Origin of the sequence: Streptomyces sp. B6B3, assembly GCF_039871525.1 — a bacterium.
In the GTDB taxonomy this organism is placed as follows: domain Bacteria; phylum Actinomycetota; class Actinomycetes; order Streptomycetales; family Streptomycetaceae; genus Streptomyces.
In genome coordinates, this window is sequence record NZ_JBDPLU010000005.1 from 278,026 (window position 1) to 296,194 (window position 18,169).

At 73.0% G+C, this 18,169-nt stretch carries 16 protein-coding genes, 1 tRNA gene and 1 pseudogene; 4 read left to right on the forward strand and 14 right to left on the reverse strand.

Features of this window, described 5'->3' with window-relative positions; genetic code table 11:
- Nucleotide 1 precedes the first annotated feature (1 nt).
- From ABGB06_RS13725 to ABGB06_RS13735, 3 genes are all read left to right on the forward strand, one after another.
- Nucleotides 2–685, forward strand: coding sequence for an aminodeoxychorismate/anthranilate synthase component II (locus ABGB06_RS13725; protein ID WP_347588816.1), 684 nt, complete (start codon nt 2–4; stop codon nt 683–685).
- Entirely contained in the window at nt 682–2,151 is a 1,470-nt protein-coding gene (locus tag ABGB06_RS13730) for a class E sortase (RefSeq protein WP_347588818.1), read from the forward strand. Before ABGB06_RS13725 ends, ABGB06_RS13730 begins: the two co-directional genes overlap by 4 nt.
- Nucleotides 2,152–2,359: 208 nt before the next feature.
- The gene (locus ABGB06_RS13735) at nt 2,360–3,064 is read left to right on the forward strand and encodes a class E sortase (protein WP_347589182.1); all 705 of its coding nucleotides are present in this window, start codon (nt 2,360–2,362) and stop codon (nt 3,062–3,064) included.
- Nucleotides 3,065–3,080: 16 nt separating this feature from the next.
- Here the strand turns inward: ABGB06_RS13735 and ABGB06_RS13740 are convergent, their stop codons facing one another.
- The 10 genes and pseudogenes from ABGB06_RS13740 to ABGB06_RS13785 form a co-directional block, all read right to left on the reverse strand.
- Nucleotides 3,081–4,238, reverse strand: a complete 1,158-nt coding sequence (locus tag ABGB06_RS13740; protein WP_347589184.1) for a two-component regulator propeller domain-containing protein — start codon at nt 4,236–4,238, stop codon at nt 3,081–3,083.
- Nucleotides 4,239–4,337: 99 nt separating this feature from the next.
- A complete protein-coding gene (locus ABGB06_RS13745) occupies nt 4,338–5,114 on the reverse strand; it encodes an FHA domain-containing protein (RefSeq protein WP_347588820.1) in 777 nt (258 codons plus the stop codon).
- Nucleotides 5,108–6,001 carry a hypothetical protein gene (locus tag ABGB06_RS13750; RefSeq protein WP_347588822.1) on the reverse strand — a complete coding sequence of 298 codons (894 nt, stop codon included), beginning with the start codon at nt 5,999–6,001 and terminating at the stop codon, nt 5,108–5,110. The genes ABGB06_RS13745 and ABGB06_RS13750 overlap by 7 nt, the downstream gene beginning before the upstream one ends.
- A gap of 45 nt (nt 6,002–6,046) precedes the next feature.
- On the reverse strand, nt 6,047–6,841 hold the full coding sequence (locus ABGB06_RS13755; RefSeq protein WP_347588824.1) for an FHA domain-containing protein: 795 nt from the start codon (nt 6,839–6,841) through the stop codon (nt 6,047–6,049).
- 101 nt (nt 6,842–6,942) lie between these two features.
- Nucleotides 6,943–8,814: a serine/threonine-protein kinase gene (locus ABGB06_RS13760; RefSeq protein ID WP_347588825.1), complete on the reverse strand. Its 1,872-nt coding sequence runs from the start codon at nt 8,812–8,814 to the stop codon at nt 6,943–6,945.
- A 156-nt stretch (nt 8,815–8,970) separates the two neighbouring features.
- On the reverse strand, nt 8,971–10,083 hold the full coding sequence (locus ABGB06_RS13765; protein ID WP_347588827.1) for a right-handed parallel beta-helix repeat-containing protein: 1,113 nt from the start codon (nt 10,081–10,083) through the stop codon (nt 8,971–8,973).
- A 67-nt stretch (nt 10,084–10,150) separates the two neighbouring features.
- Entirely contained in the window at nt 10,151–11,062 is a 912-nt protein-coding gene (locus tag ABGB06_RS13770; protein WP_347588829.1) for a right-handed parallel beta-helix repeat-containing protein, read from the reverse strand.
- Nucleotides 11,063–11,102: 40 nt separating this feature from the next.
- Entirely contained in the window at nt 11,103–13,079 is a 1,977-nt protein-coding gene (locus tag ABGB06_RS13775) for a glycoside hydrolase family 3 N-terminal domain-containing protein (RefSeq protein ID WP_347589186.1), read from the reverse strand.
- 267 nt (nt 13,080–13,346) lie between these two features.
- Nucleotides 13,347–14,848, reverse strand: a pseudogene (locus ABGB06_RS13780) (glycosyl hydrolase); the annotation flags it as partial.
- A gap of 271 nt (nt 14,849–15,119) precedes the next feature.
- A tRNA-Ala gene (locus ABGB06_RS13785) sits at nt 15,120–15,192 on the reverse strand.
- Between the two features lie 142 nt (nt 15,193–15,334).
- Between ABGB06_RS13785 and ABGB06_RS13790 the strand changes: the two genes are divergently transcribed.
- The gene (locus ABGB06_RS13790; RefSeq protein ID WP_347588831.1) at nt 15,335–15,895 is read left to right on the forward strand and encodes a DNA-binding protein; all 561 of its coding nucleotides are present in this window, start codon (nt 15,335–15,337) and stop codon (nt 15,893–15,895) included.
- A gap of 100 nt (nt 15,896–15,995) precedes the next feature.
- On the opposite strand, the gene ABGB06_RS13795 is transcribed toward ABGB06_RS13790, so the two are convergent.
- From ABGB06_RS13795 to ABGB06_RS13810, 4 genes are all read right to left on the reverse strand, one after another.
- A complete protein-coding gene (locus ABGB06_RS13795) occupies nt 15,996–16,139 on the reverse strand; it encodes a DLW-39 family protein (protein WP_347588833.1) in 144 nt (47 codons plus the stop codon).
- A 322-nt stretch (nt 16,140–16,461) separates the two neighbouring features.
- Entirely contained in the window at nt 16,462–16,806 is a 345-nt protein-coding gene (locus tag ABGB06_RS13800; protein WP_347588835.1) for an HAD hydrolase-like protein, read from the reverse strand.
- Between the two features lie 75 nt (nt 16,807–16,881).
- On the reverse strand, nt 16,882–17,151 hold the full coding sequence (locus tag ABGB06_RS13805) for a hypothetical protein (RefSeq protein ID WP_347588837.1): 270 nt from the start codon (nt 17,149–17,151) through the stop codon (nt 16,882–16,884).
- A gap of 17 nt (nt 17,152–17,168) precedes the next feature.
- The gene (locus ABGB06_RS13810; protein ID WP_347588839.1) at nt 17,169–17,753 is read right to left on the reverse strand and encodes a YrhB domain-containing protein; all 585 of its coding nucleotides are present in this window, start codon (nt 17,751–17,753) and stop codon (nt 17,169–17,171) included.
- Nucleotides 17,754–18,169 lie beyond the last annotated feature (416 nt).

Below are 18,169 nucleotides of genomic sequence, written 5' to 3' on the forward strand. Positions count from 1 at the left end.
CATGTCCAGCGCAGCACCGCCCCAGCCCCGCGCGCGCATCCTCGTCATCGACAACTACGACAGCTTCGTCTACAACCTGGTCCAGTACCTCTACCAGCTCGGTGCCGAATGCGAGGTGCTGCGCAACGACGCGGTCACCCCGCGGCACGTCGCCGACGGCGGCTTCGCCGGTGTGCTGCTCTCACCCGGCCCCGGGGCCCCCGAGCAGGCGGGCGTCTGCATCGACATGGTGCGGCACTGCGCCACCACCCGCACCCCGGTCTTCGGCGTGTGCCTCGGCCTGCAGGCCATGGCGGTGGCGTACGGCGGCGTGGTCGGCCGGGCGCCCGAGCTGCTGCACGGCAAGACCTCAGAGGTGACGCACGCCGGGGCGGGCGTGTTCGCCGGGCTGCCCACGCCGCTCACCGTCACCCGGTACCACTCGCTCGCGGTGGCCGAGGGCACGGTGCCCGACGCGTTCGAGGTCACCGCCCGGACCACCGGCCGGGGCGTGGTCATGGGCCTGCGGCACCGGGAGCTGCCCATCGAGGGGGTGCAGTTCCACCCCGAGTCCGTGCTCACCCAGGGCGGCCACCGGATGCTGGCCAACTGGCTCGCCGGCTGCGGTGACGCCGGCGCCGTCCAGCGCTCCCACGGGCTGGCCCCGGTGGTGGGACGGACCGGCCAGCAGGAGCCCGCGGCGTGACCACGTCGCGCCCGGACGACGGGGCGGGATGGGGGTCCGAGGAGGCCGCCTATCCCGAGCCGGGTGCGTACGAGGCCGCGATCCACTCACTCAACGATCCGCTCAACGATCCCCTGCCCGGCGGCGGGCAGCCGTCGGCCGGATACCCCGACGCCGGGGGCTACGGGTACGACGCCGGCGCGGAGTACGCCACCGAGTACGCCGCCGGGTACGGGGCCGACCACGGCGGCTACCACAACGACGGTGTCGGCGACCAGGCCGGGCTCGGCGGCGCCGCCGGGTACGAGGCGTCCGCCGGATATCCGGCCGACGCCGGCGCGGGCTGGCACCCCGACCCCGGCGCGGACCCTCTCCCCGGCCCTGAGAGCCTGGGAGGCGCCCCCGTCACCGGCGCGTCGGCCGAGTACGGAGCGGCCGTCGGGTACCCGACGGAGCCGGGCGATCCGGAGACCGTCGGGCTGCGCCGCCCGACCCACCTGGCCCGCGGCCGGCCCACGCCCGGCACGTCGGGGGACGACGCCGACCCCGGCACGGACGCCGAGGCTCCGGTCCGGCCGCCCGACGGCGGTCGCGCCGCCCGCCGCAGGGCCGCGAAGCACGGCGGCGCCCCGGCGGAGACCGCCGCGGCACCGCCGGGGCACCCCGAGGGCGGCCGCGCCGCCCGCCGCAGGGCCGCCCGTACCGGCCCGCCACCCCGGGTTCCCGAACCGCCGCCCGACGCCGGCCGCGCCGCCCGCCGCAAGGCCGCCAAGGCCGCGGCCAAGGCGGCCAAGCAGACCGGCACCGCGATCAGCAACGTGATAGGCGAGCTGTTCATCACCACCGGCGTGCTGATGATGCTCTTCGTCGTCTACCAGCTCTGGTGGACCAACATCGAGGCGAAGGCGCACGCGAACCGGGAGCGCGCGGAGCTCCAGGAGTCCTGGGACAACCCGGACGCCAGCGCGGAGGAGCAGGCGCGGGACCCGGGCGAGTTCTCCCCGGGAGAGGGCTTCGCGGTGCTCTACATCCCCTCGCTCGACGTGGTGGTGCCGATCGCCGAGACCACGGACGAGAGCGAGGTCCTGGACAACGGGATGGTCGGGCACTACTCGGAGGAGGACGGCCTGCCCACCGCCATGCCCTGGGACGAGGAGGGCAACGTCGGCCTCGCCGGGCACCGGAACACGCACGGCGAGCCGTTCCGCTACATCAACCGGCTGGAGCCGGGCGACGCGATCGTCATCGAGACCGAGGACGCGTTCTACACCTACGAGGTGGCCAGCCGGCTCGACTCCACCTCGCCGTCCAACACGGACGTGCTCGACCCCGTCCCGACGCAGGGGGGTTTCGACGAGCCCGGGCGGTATGTCACCCTCACCACCTGCACGCCGGAATTCACCTCCACGTACCGTCTTATCGTCTGGGGACAGATGGTCGACGAACGTCCGCGCGCGGAAGGCAAGCCCGATGCCCTCATCAGCTGATCCGGAGCGGAGGACACCGGCGGTGCCGGAACAGACGCGTAAGCCCGACGACGGCCACGAGACGGTGGACGACGCCGCCGACGCCAACGCCGCCGACGCCGCCACCCACGACGCCGACGACGACGTGACGACGGACGAGGCGACGGACGAGGCGACCGACCGGGACGGTGACGCCGCGGGCGCCGACGAGCGGACGGCACCTCCGGCGGTGAGCCGCACCCGGCGCCGGGTGGCGGCCGTCATCGGGGTGGTCGGCGAGCTGCTGATCACCGGCGGCGTGGTCCTCGCCCTGTTCGTCGTCTACTCCCTCTGGTGGACGAACGTCGTCGCCAACCAGGAGGCCAAACGGGACAGCAACGCCCTGCACGAGCAGTGGGAGAGCACCCCGGACGACGGCGACGACACCACCGAGCCGCGGACCTACGACCCGGCCGACGGCATCGGCTTCCTGCACGTGCCGGCCATGACGGACGACGTCATCCTGGTCAAGGAGGGCGTCGACACCGGCATCCTGAACGGCGGCGTCGCCGGGTACTACGACGAGCCGGTCGAGTCCGCCATGCCCTGGCAGCAGGAGGGCAACTTCTCGCTCGCCGCCCACCGGGACGGCCACGGCGCGAAGTTCCACAACATCCACGAGATCGAGGAGGGCGACGCGATCGTCTTCGAGACGCGGAACAGCTGGTACGTCTACCGCGCCTTCGCCATCCTCCCGGAGACCTCGAAGTACAACACCGGCGTGCTCGCCCCGATCCCCGAGGAGTCGGGGCGCGACGAGCCGGGCAGCTACATCACCCTCACCACCTGCACCCCCATCCTCACCTCGGAGCACCGGTACGTGGTGTGGGGCGAGCTGGAACGCGTCGACGCGGTGGACGCGCAGCGCACCCTGCCGCCCGAGCTCCAGCCCTGACCCCGAACAGCCGCCGTCATCCGCCGGGCAGCCGGCGCGGGCCGCGCGCGGCGGGCGCGGCGGGCGCGGCGGGCGCGGTGAGGGACCGGGCGGCGGCGCCGGCGGACCGGGCGATGCTGATGCCGCCGCGGTCCCGAGCGTAGGGGTAGGTGCCGAACCACAGGGCGCCCTCGCGGTCCTGGGCGATGGTCCGCACCAGGTTCTCCACCAACCCGTCCTCCCGGGTGAACGACGTCCAGGTGGCGCCGTCGAAGCGGCTGACCCCGCCCTCGGTCCCGAACCAGAGCGCGCCCCGGTCGTCGACGGTGACGGCGTAGACCCGGTCGTCGACCAGCCCGTCGCGGCGGGTGACGCGCCGCCAGCGCGCGCCGTCGAAGACCGAGACGCCCTCGGTGGTGCCGAACCACAGGTGCCCGTCCCGATCCTCGGCCATCGCGTAGACGCAGTCGCCGGCCAGCCCGTCGGCCCGGTTGAAGGCCCGCCAGCGCCGGCCGTCGAAGCGGCCGACCCCGGCGCCGTGGCCCCGGTCGTAGGTGCCGACCCAGAGGTGGCCGCGGGAGTCCTGGAGGATCCGGAGTATCTCCAGGCCCGGGAGTCCGTCGCCGCTGCCGAACGCCTGCCACCGGCCGGCGCCGGAGGCGTCCCTGGGGCGCAGCAGGTGCAGTCCGCCGCCCGTCCTGCTGGCCCGCCAGGCGCCGGCCCAGAGCCGGCCCGCGTCGTCGAAGCAGATGGTCAGCAGGCTGCTGCCGGTCAGCCCCGCGTCCACGAACCGCTCGCCCTCCAGCCGGCACAGTCCGGCGCTGGTGGCCGCCCAGATCCCGCCGTACGGGTCCTCGCGGACGCAGGTCACGGCGGCGCTGGCCAGCCCGTCCGCCTGGGTGTAGACGCGCCAGCCGCCGTCGTCGCGGCGGGCCAGGCCGCCGCCCCAGGTGCCCACCCAGACGGCGCCCGTGGAGTCGGCGAAGAGGTCGTAGATCCAGTCGTGCGGCAGCCCGTCCCGGGTGGTCAGCGACTCCCACACCGGGGCGTCCGTCGGACTCCCCGCTCCGGGCCGCGGCGGCCCGTGGTCGGCCGGCTCGTGCTCCGGGTCCCGCAGGAAGCGACGCATCTGCTCCCGCACCTCGTTTCGCGACGCCGACCGGGCCCGGCCCGGCCGCAGCGACTTGTCCGCCATCGTCGTCACCCTCCGCCCACCTCTGCCCCAGGATCGGCCGGGACTCTAACCACGACCGGCCGGGACCGGTACCGCGAGTCGGTGGGGTGGGCGGCCGCGTCAGTCCAGCAGGTCCAGGTCGGGGGGGACCAGGGTGGTCGACGCGACCAGGCCGGTGAGCAGGTTGTGCAGCAGGTTGTTGTCGCAGGGGTCGTGTTCCCCGAGCATCACCTTGTACGGGAAGCGTCCGCTCTCGTGCAGGCGCTTGCGGACCGTCGCCACCCGGCCCTCGATCCGGCGTTCGCTCCAGATCTCGCCGGGACGCAGCACCGCGAGCAGCCGGGACGCCTGGGAGTACGGCCAGGGCCGCGGATCCGCGGTGTAGCGCAGGTAGTCCTGACCGAGCGTCACCAGGAGCAGCCGCTCGTCGTCGCTGAGCGGCCACCGCTCGGGCGGCAGCGTGGGGGAGCCGGGCGGCGGGGCCGTGCGGCGGGTCTCGTGTCCGGTCACGAACAGCTCGACGAGATGCTCGCGGTAGCCGGTGCCCTGCACGAACACCGGGGTGTAGCCGGAGGCGAGCGGGATGGGCTCGGTGCTGGCGTGCATCCGCTGCCCGCCGGGCAGCCGGACGAGCTGCTGGCCGGTGTTGCGCAGCCACCAGTTTCCGCCCCGGAACGTCAGTTCGCCGTGCCGGCGGCTGACCCGCGCGTCGTCCACGCCCACCGCCAGATGGACCTCGGTGTCGAACTCCGGCGCGTTCCGCCCGAACCTGATGATCCGCTCGGGGCGCGGCGGGACCCGGAGGTTGCCCATGGTGGAGCGGGCGAGGAGCGTGCCCGGCGCCCCCGGCGCGCGGTCGGGCGACAGGCGGGCGAGGCTGCCGAGGCCGTTCACCATGATCCGTCTCCGTTCCTGAGAACACCCGGGCTGTTCCCCGGACCCTCAGCATGCCCGCCGGGCCCGGGGACCCCTCCCCGCAGGCGGCCGCGGTCGACGAGGGTGGTCAGGTAGCCGCGCAGGCGCAGCACCTGTTCGGACTCCGCGTCGATCGCCCGGCCGATCTCCCGGGACCGCTCCTCGATCCGGCGCCTGACCCCGCCGTCGTCCGCCAGTTCCGCGGGGCTGCACTCCGCGCGGAGCAGGCCCAGCCGGTGGCGCAGCCGCCCGGCCGCCGCCCGGTACTCGGCCAGCCGGTCGGCCGCCTCGGCGCGGCCGAGCTCGCCGCGGTGCCGGATCACGAACGACTCCATCAGCACGTAGTCCCGGACCCGGTAGGCGGCGTGCGCCGCGTCGAACGCCTCGAAGGGCGCGTCGGAGGTGTCGGCGTGCACGCCGGGCAGCACGATGCGCCGGAACTCCCGCAGTATCCGCCGGCGGGTGGACTCGTCCAGGCCCGCGTCGTCCGCGGGACGGCCGAACGTCGCCGCGCCCGGCGCCGGTGCGGCGTCCGGATCGGCGTCCGGATCGGCGTCCGCGCCGGCGTCCGGGCCGGGTGGCGGGACGAGCGCCCGCCGGGCGTCGGCGGCGACCTCCGCGGCGTCCCGGTACGCCCCCCGCGCGATGCCGGCCCTGATCCGGTCGCATTCGGCCGCCAGCCGCCGCCGCTCCTCGACCACCTCCCGCAGCTGGTAGCCGGCGTGCAGCACCCGGACGCGGAACAACTCCTCGAACGCGCGTTGCCGCAGCGCCAGCGCCACGTAGTCGCCGAGCATCCGCACCACCCGCCCGCGCACCTCGTTCGCTCCCCCGGCGGCATCCCGGCCGGCCCCACCCATCCCACTCATGCGCGGGACCGTAGCCGAGCGCTCCGGGACTGGTCCCACCCCCGCTCAGCCCGGCTCCTCGCCGTCCAGCAGCACCAGATGCGTCGGCACCAGGGTGGTCGACTCGACGAGGCCGGTGATGAGGTTGTGCAGCAGGTTGTTGTCGCAGGGATCCCCCGGATCCTCCCGCCTGAGCTTGTACGGAAAGCGTCCGCTGTCGCCCAGGCGCTCGCGCACGTCGGTGGCGACCTTCGCCACCCGGCGCTTGTTCGGCGCCTGCTTCCCGTACAGGTCCCGGAGCAGCTCGGACGCCTCGCGGTAGCTCCACGGGCGGGGATCCGGCTGGTTGCGGAGGTAGTCCTGGCCCAGCGTCACCAGGACGAGCCGCTGCTCCTCGTCGAGCGGCCACCGCTCGGGGCGCACGGTGGGCGTGCCGGGAGCGGGCGTGCTGATCCGCCCCCGGTGGCCGGCCACGTACAGCTCCACCAGATGCTCGCGGTAGCCGGTGCCCTTGACGAAAAGCGGCGTGTAGCCGACCCCGACGTCGACCGGCTCGCTGGTGCCGAAGACCAGCCGGCCGCGCGGCAGCCGGACCACCTGCTGACCGATGTTCCGCAGCGACCAGTGGCCGCGCGCGAACGTCAGCTCGCCGTGCCGGCGGCTCACCGCCTCGTCGTCGAACCCGACCGCCAGGTCGACCTCGGGGTCCTCCTCGGGCCGGTTGCGGCCGAAGCGGACGGTGTGTCCCGGCCGGGGTTCGACGACCCGTACCGTGCCGGCGATCGAACGGGCGTAGAGCGTGCCCGGATGGCGGGCCGCGGCGTCGTCGAGCCAGGCGAGGCTGCTGGGGGGTTCCCTCATGTCCATGTCCGGTTTCTCCGATCCCGCGAGGGGGTGCGTGTGGTCCTGGGCGGTGCCCGGGGCCGTTGCAGGATGCCGCCGCCGGGCGGGAGCCCTCCCAGCTACGCCGTCGGCAGCGCGGCGGCGGCCGAGGCCGCGAGGTCGGTGGCGTCGGCGCAGAGGTCGTCCATCGGTTCTGACCCGCCGACCGCGATCTGCAGCACCTCGGCCAGTTCGCCGCCGTCCTCGTTGTCGATCTCGCGGTGCTCCAGGGTGACCAGGCAGGTGTCCGGGCCGTACCCCTCGACCGCCAGCGCGGCGTCGTGTCCCGAGAGGCGGATCAGCTCGCCGTCCTCCGCGGTCACCGGGAGCTCGCGGTTGAAGTCGACCTCGGCCCATCCGTCGTTCGGGGCCGGCCAGCTGCACGACCACCCTCCGAAGTTGTCGTCGGCCTCGGCGGCGACGAGGTCCGCGGCGGCGAGCGTCTCCTGGTCGACCACGGTGCAGGCGTCCTGCCAGACGAGCGACTCGTCCGGCGGCTCGGGGGAGCGGCGCCGCAGCGGCCCGTCGGCCGTTTCGAGCACCTCGGCGGCGCTCCTGGCGGCCGCGTCCGCCATCGCGCACAGGGCGGCCTCGCCGTCCGCGCCCTCGGCGACGATCTCGACGCTCACGTCGTCGCCCCCCGGAGGCACCACGACGCGTTGGCACTCGTCCTCCTCGGACTCCGTCCCCAGCACGGTGACGTCCCCGACCGTGGCGACGACCTCCATCGTCTCCGCCTCCGGCCCGTCGGCGAGGATCACCTGGACGTCGACCTCGGCGTCCTCGCCCGGGTTCACGAGCACGTCGCACCGCGCGAAATAGCCGTAGTCCCGGTCGAGACGGGTGTCGCCGAAGCGGCTGAGGACCTCCTCGTCCGTCAGCACGCAGGGATCGACGGTGCGTTCGTCGCCGATGAAGGGCGAGGGCGAGAGGTACGGGGAGGGGTCGGCGTCGTCGCGGGACCAGTCCCACGCCCAGGTCGCGCCGAGCCCGGACAGCACGACCACCGCCGCACCGCCGGCCACCACGACCCGCCGGCGGCGCCTCGGCCGCGGCCGGGGCCCGGCGTTTCCCGGTGAGGGCACGGTCCGCCTCCCCGGCGTCGGCGGCGCGGACCGCTCCGGCCCGTACGGAGGATCCCGCAGCACCTCGGGAGGAGCCTGTCCGGTCTCGGCGACGGTGGCCAGCCACGATCTGGTCTCCGCGGCGGTCGGCCGGTCGCCGGCCCGTTCCTGGAGCAACGCCGCGACCACCTCGCGCAGCGGCCCCAGTCGATCACCCTGGTGCGGCGACACGGTCTCGTGCTCCTCACACATCGCGCAGGGCGGCCTGCCCGTGACCAGCTCCTGGAGCGTCGCGCCCAGGCAGTAGACGTCCGAACGCGGCGCGGGGACGCCACCAGAGGCCAGCTCGGCGGGGGCGTAGCACGGGGTGAAGGTGGTCTGGCCGTTGCGGCTGACGGTCTGGTCGAGCCGCATCCGGTACGCGGCGCTGAAGTCGAACAGCTTGGCGTGACCGTTCTCGGCCACGCCGATGTTGGCGGGCTTGACGTCGCAGTGCACCAGGTGTTCGGCGTGGAGGGCCTCGAGGGCCGCCGCGATCTGTGCGCCGTAGCGGGCGGCGAGCCGTGGCTCCATCCCCGATCGCCCGTCCAGGCTGCCATCGGGGAGGAACTCCATGACGAGCCACCAACCCCGCCCGTCGGCCAGGGCCATCGGCACCGGATCGTGCAGGTAATCGACGACGTGCGGATGGTCCCGGAACTTCTCCATCGCCCGCGCCTCGCCGGGTAATCGCTCGATGCCGGCGCCGTCGCCCTCGATCCGGCAGGGCTTCAGGGCGACCTCCAGGTCCGACGACTCGTCGAGGGCCAGCCAGACCTCGCCGCTCCGGCCCTTCCCGATCACCCGCAGCAGCGTGTAGCGATCGGCGATCCTGTGCCCTGGTAGCACTGTTCCCCCACCCCGGTCCGACGTTCGCGCCGCTTCCTCGCGGCGTGTCCCGAACATAGTGGGGTGGGGGGTCAGGCACCCGGTGTTTGTGCCGTCAACAGCCGCTACCGAGGGGTACTTCACCGTACTCGCACAGGGCGTCGCGGTTGGTGAAGATCAGGAGCCGTCGGTCCCCGCCGGGGTGACCTCGATGTTGGTCAGGCCGCTGCCGGCGTCGGTGACCGTGTTGTCGTCGTAGACGACGTTCGGGTCGGCGTCGCAGTCGGCGTGGTCGGGGAGGTGGATGGCGTATCCCTCCGCGCCGCCGAGGTCGGAGTCGTTGCCGCGGAAGGAGTTGCCGCAGCCGTAGCCGTCGACCACGGAGTGCACCTGGTGGCCGTCGAGGAGTTCGCCGTCGCCGTCGAAGGTGCCGATGTTGCCCTCGACGAGGTAGCCGTTGCCCTTCATGTCCAGCCAGGAGTCGGCGTAGTTCTCGCCGGTGATGCCGTGCCCGTCGAAGGTGTTGCCGCGCACCACGCCGCCCTCGGTGCCCTCCTTGACGTCCACGGCCTCGGCCGTGACGTCGGGCCCGACGGTGTTGTTCAGCGCCTGGTTGCGGTCGCTGCGGTCCGGGCCCTCGCCGCCGTCCTCGCCGTACTGGGGCCAGTTGCTCACGGCGGAGCCGAAGTAGATGCCCTCGCCGTACTGCGGCTGTTCCAGGCCGGTGTCGTGGATCGTCGAGTTCCGTATGACGTTGTCCGAGCTGGAGGCGCGGAAGTGCACCGCCTCGGCGCCGGTCTCGGAGATCTCGACGCCGTCGATGAGCACGTGGTTCGTGTCGTCCAGGACGATGCCCTTGGCCGAGTCGGTGACCGCGAAGCCGGAGAGCTCCCAGTGGGCGGCGTGGTTGAGGTGCAGGCCGTAGCCGCAGTAGTTGACGCTGTCGCCGGGTTCGTCGGTCGGGTCGCAGCCGCCGTCGGCGTTGGAGAGCACCGCGTCGCGAGGGCCGGTCAGCGTGATGGGCTGTTCGGCGGTGCCCTGGGCGGTGGCGAAGAAGGTGCCATCGTAGGCGCCGGGTGCCAGCCGGATGGTGTCGCCCGGCTGGGCGTCGGCCAGCGCGTCGGTCAGCTCCTCGGCGGTGCCGACCTCGACCACCCGGGTCGGCCCGGCGCCGGTGTCGTCGGTGGCGGCGGCGCCGGCCGCGGCGAGCGTGCCCGTCAGCCCGACGGCCAGGGCGAGCGCGGCCACCCCCGTGGGCCGCGCGCGCCGATTCCTTCGTGGGTGTGTCACCTGGTGTTCCTCTCCTCGTGTCCGCTGCCGTGTCCGCTGCCGTGTCGCCGGGCGGTGGGGCCGCGGCTCACGGTTCGCCGCCCGGCTCGGGGCCCTCGTAGCCCGGCAGTGACGACTCGTCGATGCCGACCTCGTAGCCGATGCCGGGGTCGTACTCGTTCTCGCCGACGTGCGCCCCCGTCGAGCCGATGGCCAGGCCGATGGCGTGGTGGGTGGGCGCGGCGAAGGTGTTGCCGGTGATCGTGACGTTCTGCACGTCCTCGAACATCAGCGCCTGGGAGGCGTCCAGCGTCTCGAACCAGTTGTCGCGGATGACGAAGTCCGAAGTGGTGCCCTCGCCGTCGCCCTCCCCGTCGTTCGGCCCCTCGGCCATCAGCCCCATGTTGTCCACGCCCTCGCAGCGGTTGCCCTCGATCAGCACGTTCCGGCTGGGCGGCGAGTCGTCGGAGTAGGTCTGCATGCAGTCGGCGTGCCGTCCTTCGGTGTTCTCGGTGTCGGTGACGACGTTGTCCAGGATCCGCAGCTCGTCGCCGAAGAACCGGATGCCGTCGCCGTCGCCGCCCTCCGGGCTGGTCACGGTGACGCCCCGCAGGGTGATGCCGTCGCCCTCCATCACCACGCCGGGCGCCTCGGGCCGCTCCGCCCGGTAGCCCTCGACGACGACGTGGTCCGCCTCGATGGTGATGCCGTCCACGGCCGCGCCGTCGCCCGCGTAGGTGATGGGCCGCTCGGCGGTGCCGCCGTGGGTGATGACGAGCCGCTCGTCCGCGAGGTCGGCGGTGAAGCAGACCACGTCGCCCGGCTCGGCCCGCTCGGCGTCGTCCGGCGTCGGCACCCGCAGCGTGCACTCCGCGGCCCCCGTCGCGTCGGCGGCGGGGGTGGCGGCGTGGCTGGCGGCGGCGGGGCCCGCGGCTCCCGCGCAGGCGACGACGCCGAGCAGCGCCGCCGCACCGATGGCGATCCTCTCCGTACTGGTCATGCGACGCACCGTAGCGCCGGTCTCCGGGAGGGGTCCCAGCTCAGGCGTCGCCGTAGCTCAGCCCGTAGCCGTACGGGTAGAGCGGCTCGGCCGAGTCGCAGGCGACGTCGGGGTGTTGGGCGCGCACCGCGGTCATCGACGCGGGGAGTTCGAACGGCAGCGCGCCGGCGGGGGCCGCGTCGCCGGTGAGCACGTCGAGCAACGCCTCGTCGGTGAGGCCGAAATGGGCCACCAGCGCGTCGGCCCGCTCCCGCACGCCGGTCAGGATCGCCGGGCGGTCCAGCTCGATCGCCACGACCGTGGGCACCGCGGCCGCCGCGGCGACCACCGCCTTCAGGTCGGCGTTGTCCGGCTTGAAGTCCAGGTCGGTGCCGTGGTCGCCGGAGGACGGCGCGCCGATGCGGAGGATCGCCAGGTCGGCGCGGTCCAGCTCGTCGGTGACGGTCATGCCGCGGTCGGCCAGCGCCTCCGCGGCGACGCCGCGCGCGAAGACGGTGCGGGCGCCGCTCGCCAGCGGCAGCAGCGACCCCCGGTTCTCCAACAGCACGACCGAGCGTTGCTGGGCGCGCCGGGACGCCGCGAGGAACTCGGCGTTGCCGACGATCCGGGTGGCGGCCGCCACGTCGCGGTAGGGGTTCTCGAAGAGCCCCTGCTGGAACTTCTGCAGCAGGATCCGGTACACCGACTCGTCGATCCTGGTCTCGTCGACCGCGCCGTCCCGGACCGCGCCGGCGATGTGGTGGGCGTGCGTGGTGCCGCCGAACTGGTCGACCCCGGCCCGGATCGCCTTGACGAAACGCTGCCGCTCGGTAAGGTCCTCGACCCCCCACGGCTTGCCGCCGGTCGAGTCGTTCTCCGTCGCCGCCGGATCGCGGGTCACCTGCCAGTCGGTCAGGATGACGCCGTCGAAGCCCAGTTCCCCGCGCAGCAGTTCGGTCAGCAGCTGCCGGTTGAACGCGGCGCCGACCTGCTCCAGCGGCCGGCCGGCGAGCGTGAGGTCGCGCAGGATCGAGTAGGTGGGCATGACCGAGCCGGCGCCGGCGGCCACCGCCCGGCGGAACGGGCGCAGGTGGGTGGCGAACTCGTCGCCCGGGAACACCGCGTACCTGCCGTACGCGTAGTGGCTGTCGTAGCCGTTCAGCGCGGCGCCGTAGCCGGCGAAGTGCTTGACGACGCCGACCACGCTGTCCGGGCCGAGGCCCCGCTCACCGTGCTGGAACCCGGCGAGGTAGGCGGCGGTCAGCTCGGCGACGGGGGTGACCCGCTCGCCGAACGTGCCGTCCACCCGGCTCCAGCGCGGCTCCGTGGCCAGGTCGGCCTGCGGCGACAGCGCGACGAACAGGCCGACCGCCTGGTACTCCCGGCGGCACGTGTCGGCGAACTCCCGGACCAGGGCGGCGTCGCCGATCGCGGCGAAGCCCAGGGTGCCGGGCCAGCGGGTGAACGCGCCCGCGCCGACGCTCTGCCCGGCGGTCGCGGAGAACCGGTTCCGCGGGTCGCTGCTGAAGCTGACCGGGATGCCGAGCCGGGTGCCCTCGGCGATCTCCTGGGCGGCGTTGTGCTCGGTGGCCAGCACGGCGGCGTCGGCGGCGAGTCGGGACAGTAACGAGGTGACGTGCAGGTCGGCGATGCCGGGGCGGAGCGCCACCTCGTACGGCGGCGCGCCCTCGGGTACGTCGTCGAAGTGGTAGCCGGTCTCGGAGTTGGCGGCCACCGGATGCACCATCGTGCCGACCTTCTCGGCCAGCGTCATCCGCGCCACCAGGTCCCTGGCCCGGTCCGCGGCGGGCAGCCGCCAGTCCGCGTAGGGCCGGAGCACCCCGTCCTTGGCCAGGTCCTTGAACGTCAGCCCGTCCACCTCCAGGAGGCGCACGCCCCGCGCGCCGAGCACCGGCTGGGCCGGCGCGCCCCCGGCGCGGGGTGTGGCGCCGGCGGGTGTGGCGAGCGCCGCGGCGCCGGCCGCCGCGCCCGCGGCGCGCAGCGCGGTCCTGCGGGTCATGCCCGTGCGTTGTTCCATCGTCGGCTCCCGGATCCGGGCCCGGCCGGTGACCTCCCTCGGTACCCCCTCCGCCCAGGACCTGACGGCCTGGGAGGTGCCCCCACCCGGGATCACGGCCATGGCGTCCCTGCGGTCTGGCCGCGTAACGCTAGGGGCGCCCGCCGACCCGGTCAAGACCGGGTCGGCGGCGCGTCTCCTCATGTGAAGACCGTGTGCTGGGCCGGGTGGAGGGCCGCGTGGCGGGCCCGGTCGGGGCCGGTCAGCCGGTCCGGCTGGCCGAGGAGCGGCCGGGACCACGAGTTGGGCGCCGTCGGAGAACGTCACCGTCTGTTCGGCGTCGCCGTGGTTGTGCGCGGCGTACGTCACCGTCCCGCCGTCACCGCTCGTCGAGAAGGCCGCGGCGGTCGGGCTGTCGGCGGTGATCGGCGTGTCCGGGGCGCCGGTCGTGGCGAGCGTGTGAATCCAGTGATGGACGTGCGCCCGCGACTCACCCGCCTCCGGCGCGTACGCCCCGCCGTCCGCGTCGTAGGCCGCCCGGGCCGCCGTTCTCCCGCTCCATCTCGGCCAGATTGCGGTCGATCACGGCCGGATCGGCGGCCAGGTGCAGCGAGGCCGCCGGTCACCGGCAGCACGTTGATGCCGTGGATCTCCTCCGGATTGGCGGTTCACCAGGTGCTGGAGGCGCCGCCGTTGCTCCACACCATGCCGAGCGTGTCGTGCTGGAAGCCCTCGGGGAACACCTCCTGTCGGCGTCGAACCAGTACTGCCTGATCGACTCCGACTCGGTGGTCGGCAGGTAGACGCCGAGATCGCGCAGCTCGGTGTCGCCGGTGGCCGAACCCCACGGCACCAGGGCGGCGCTGAGGTTGATCGACTCGGAGGAAGGCTCCTGGTTGTTGCCGGCGGCGAAGCCCTGGTGCCCGGACGCCCAGCTGTGTCCGGCGTAGACGTCGAAGCCGCGGAGGAGGGGGTAACGGTCGTCGTCGCGGACCGGGTTTGCCGCGTCCCTGACCAACTCCTCGACCATGCCGCCCGTGCTGGGCGACCACGGCGACCACGGCGGCGGCCATCACGTGGTAGGAGTAGTGGAAGTGATGGCCGTTCAGCTCGGTGTCGCTGCCGTAGGAGGCGGGGTGGCCGGTGAGCGCGGACCACTCCGCGTCATAGGAGAACTCGACCGGGCCGGCCCACCGTGAACCACTCCTCCGGCCGCGCCCTGATCGCCGCCAGCAGCGTCTCCTGGGCCTCGGTCGCGCCCACCTGCTCGGCGATCGGCACCAGTTGGGCGAGCCGGTCGAACGCCTTGCCGGTCCAGTAGGTGTCGGTGGCGCCGTCGAACGGATCGGCGGCGTCAGCCTCCTCGTTGACGAACGCGGTGAGCCGCGCCCGGTCCAGACCCTCGACCTCGGACAGCGCGGCGGTGGTGAGCCGCGCGGCGCCACCGGTGGCCTCGGCGCAGACGTACGGGCCGCCGTGGCCGATGGTGGCGCGGAACGTCTGGTCGGGGTCCGCCCAGTAGGGCGTGACGGTCCAGTCGGACCAGTCGTCGACCGCGGTGTCGGGGGAGTCGAGCCCGGCGACGCCGAGGGTGAGGGCTGGGTGTTGGCGTACTCGTACTGCTGTCCCTCGCCGACGACGGTCGGCTCCGTGGGGTAGCCGACCTCCAGGCCGCCGGCGACGGCCCGGTAGCTCAGCGGGTGGCCGTACATCGGTTGGGGGTAGGGGTTGTCGGCGTGGCGCTTGAAGGCCAGGGACGACCACCGGTCGTTGGTGGGCACCGGGCGGTCGAAGCCTGTTGCAGGCTGCGGAAAGGTGAATCCTGTGTCAACGCTTTCCCCGAGTACTGGAACGGGCGCCGGTTCCGGGTATCAGAAAGCCCCCACAGCCCCAGGGACGACTTCCGGACGGCTTGCCGGACGACCCGGGCATCCCACCCGCCGGGCGCACCGCTCTCCAACGCAAACGGCCCCGGTGCCGGGCCCGTCGATCGGGGGGCGGCTCGGGGCGGGAGGAGGTCCGCGTCACCACCGCGGGCCGTCCGGCCCGCGATGCGCGCGGTGGAGCCTAGGAGAGTCGAACTCCTGACATCTGCCATGCAAAGACAGCGCTCTACCAACTGAGCTAAGGCCCCGCGGCCCGTTTCGGACCGACGCCCAGGGTACCCAATATTCCGGCTGGATTCCGACCGGGTATCGCCCCGGGCGGCGCTCCGTCCGTAGGATGACGCGCAACTTCGCTCAGGTGAAGCGACCGGGGAGAACAGGGGAGAGACCATGGACGTAAGCCACCAGGAGGCCACCGAGAAGGCCAGGGAACAGCAGACGACCTGGTACGGCGAACCCCTGGGGACGCTCTTCCGACGACTGATCGCCGACCTCGGCCTCAACCAGGCCCGGCTGGCCGTCGTCCTGGGGCTGTCCGCGCCGATGCTGTCCCAGCTGATGAGCGGGCAGCGCGCGAAGATCGGCAACCCGGCCGTGGTGCAACGCGTCCGCTCGCTCCAGGACCTGGCCGCTGAGGTGCGCGCCGGGCGGGTGAGCGCGGCCGAGGCCACCGCCGCCATGGAGGAGATCCGCCGCACCGCCGGCGGCAACGTCCTCAACCCGAACTCGGCCGCCACCCGGTCCAGCACCCTCGGCGTCCCGGCGAACCCCAGCAAGCGCATCGTCCGGGAGATCCAGGCACTGCTCAGGGCGGTCTCCGACGCCACCGAGATCCAGGCCGCCGCCCGCCTGCTGGCCGACAGCCACCCCGAGCTCGCCGAGTTCCTCCGCGTCTACGGCGTGGCCAGGACCCGCGAGGCCATCGAGCACTACGAGAGCCACCAGGGCTGACCGCCCCGCTGGCCCACCCGCAGGCCCCGCACCGCGCGCTGCGGCCGGGGCCCGGGGCCACGCACGCCCGAGACGTGCGGAAGTGTGGGGGATTTCAGGGTCAGGAACCCGTGGAGCCGGAGCCGGTCGGCACGGAGTCGGTCGCCTCCGTCCACAGGTCCTGCTCGGCCTTGTCCGCCTGGATCTGGCGGTAGACAAGGAGACCGCCGATGGCGGCCAGGGCGACCAGGAGGAGCTTCTTCACCGCGCTACCTCGTCCTTCTTCAACGTGATCGAAACATCTGGCGCCCGATGATACCCAAACGTGTCCTTCCCCATGCGGCCGGAGTCCGCATCTCCCCCACCACACGAAAACCCCCGGCCGATCTCGGCCGAGGGGTCGTCACACATGCTCACGGGTGGGGCTAACAGGACTTGAACCTGTGGCCTCATCCTTATCAGGTCGATCCATCCGCACCGCTTCCCCGGAGTGACGACGCAATTCCGAGGGGTGCCCCGAACGCCGATTCCCGGCACGTCCGGCCGCGTGCTCCACTGTCCACAGATGTTGGTGTCACCTGTGGACATCAGGTGATGTCAGTGCGGCTCGACCGCCGCCAGTGCTTCCGCCACGGGTAGCAGCGACTCGTAGACCGCGACGGCGCCCGCACCTTCCGAGGCTTGTTCGCGTACCCGATGGTGGGCACCCCGGCGGCGTGACCGGCTTCGACGTCGCGCACCGCGTCCCCGAGGAACACGTACTCCGACGCCGGGCTCGTGCCCATGGCATCGAGCAGCAGCCGCGGACTCGGCTTCATGGACGCCGGTTCCCCGGGAACCCGCCCGACCACGCCCCGCACCCGCGACGTGAGCGCATGCTTGTCGAGGTAGCCCTGTATGGCCTGCGCCGCGTTGTTGCTGACCACGATCACCGCCCGGCCCGTCGAAGTCCGCCAGCAGGTGACGCACCCCACGCAGGACGCCGGCCGGGCCCCCGGCACCGCCGCTCACGCGGACGTCCGCTCGAACGCGATGCCGCTCCACCCGCTGTCGAACCACGTCTGGGACTGTCGCACGTGCTGGGAACCGAGCGACGTCTCATCGGCCCCGGCGGAATGGTGGAAAAGCGTGGTGCCCTTCCCAGTGATATCGAAGAACTCCTTCTCCTCCACCTCCACCGTCATCGTGCGTTGCAGCGCATCCACCACCCCTACGACGGTGGCGCCGACGTTCTCCTCGCCACGTCCGAGGAACGGGATCGGGTGCGTGATCGGCATGCCGACTGGCTTTCCCGTCACCCCTCGGGTCTCCCACCCGCTCGGATCTCCGCTCCGCCCAGAACCGTCTCCACTGCAAGTACCGGGTTGAGAGGCTCCACGAGCTCTTCGGTGGCGACGGCCACGAGACGCGCGGGCGCATCACCTTCCAGCAAGGCGCTCACATACTCGATGGCCTCCGCAGGCGAGAACATCGGCAGTCTCTGACGCAGTGTCCGCACAGCGTGCACACGTCCGCGCGCAGCGGCGACTTCGCACAGCGCATCGTGGAGATCGTCTACTGCGGTGCGCACCGGCAGCCCACGTATCCGGGCCCGATAGTCGGCCTCCCACTCCCCGGTTACCGCGGAGACGACGCCGACCCGGTGCAGTCCACCGTCGACACGGTCGACCAGGTAAGGCCCGTTACCGGCCAGCATGAACTCCGGGTTTCGCGTGCGTACGAACTCCTCGGAGTTCCAGGAGACGATCCACACCAGCTCGTGCTCCTCAACGTCGACCACAGCCATCCGCAGCGCGTCCACCCCCGCAGCCCGCCACTGCTGATAGTCGCGTGCCAGCTGGTCCTCGACAGCCCGAACGGCGGCCTCTCGCTCGATCACGCATGCAGCTTCCCGCACCGACCCCTCGCTCAACCAGCGAGTTCGCACGGCCCAGGGCGGACAAGCTGAGCCACTCCTGAGCAGCAGGGCCCAGGGCGAGGAGAAGGAGGCAGCAGGGAAGCGCTGGCATCAGTAGGCGGACGAGGACGTCGTCTTCTCCGAGCGGCACGGCGGGCTGATCGAGCCGCGGGGCTTCTCCCGGACGTTCGAGACGCTGGTGTCGCACGCGCCGGTACGGCGGATCACGGTGCGGTTGGCTCGGCACACGTGCGGGACGCTGCTCGCCTTCCTGAAGGTGCACCCCAAGGCGGCGCAGGCGATTCTCCGGCACAGTCAGATCCGGATGACGCTCGACATCACACACACGTTGTGGATGACGACCAGCGGGCCGCCGCCGCGCTGCTGGCGGGGCTGCT

Coding starts and splice junctions, on each gene's coding strand:
- ABGB06_RS13805 (WP_347588837.1), bottom strand. CDS start 17,151: ATGCCGATCACGCACCCGATCCCGTTCCTCGGACGTGGCGAGGAGAAC.
- ABGB06_RS13740 (WP_347589184.1), bottom strand. CDS start 4,238: ATGGCGGACAAGTCGCTGCGGCCGGGCCGGGCCCGGTCGGCGTCGCGA.
- ABGB06_RS13725 (WP_347588816.1), top strand. CDS start 2: ATGTCCAGCGCAGCACCGCCCCAGCCCCGCGCGCGCATCCTCGTCATC.
- ABGB06_RS13745 (WP_347588820.1), bottom strand. CDS start 5,114: ATGGTGAACGGCCTCGGCAGCCTCGCCCGCCTGTCGCCCGACCGCGCG.
- ABGB06_RS13750 (WP_347588822.1), bottom strand. CDS start 6,001: ATGAGTGGGATGGGTGGGGCCGGCCGGGATGCCGCCGGGGGAGCGAAC.
- ABGB06_RS13775 (WP_347589186.1), bottom strand. CDS start 13,079: ATGGAACAACGCACGGGCATGACCCGCAGGACCGCGCTGCGCGCCGCG.
- ABGB06_RS13790 (WP_347588831.1), top strand. CDS start 15,335: ATGGACGTAAGCCACCAGGAGGCCACCGAGAAGGCCAGGGAACAGCAG.
- ABGB06_RS13770 (WP_347588829.1), bottom strand. CDS start 11,062: ATGACCAGTACGGAGAGGATCGCCATCGGTGCGGCGGCGCTGCTCGGC.
- ABGB06_RS13755 (WP_347588824.1), bottom strand. CDS start 6,841: ATGAGGGAACCCCCCAGCAGCCTCGCCTGGCTCGACGACGCCGCGGCC.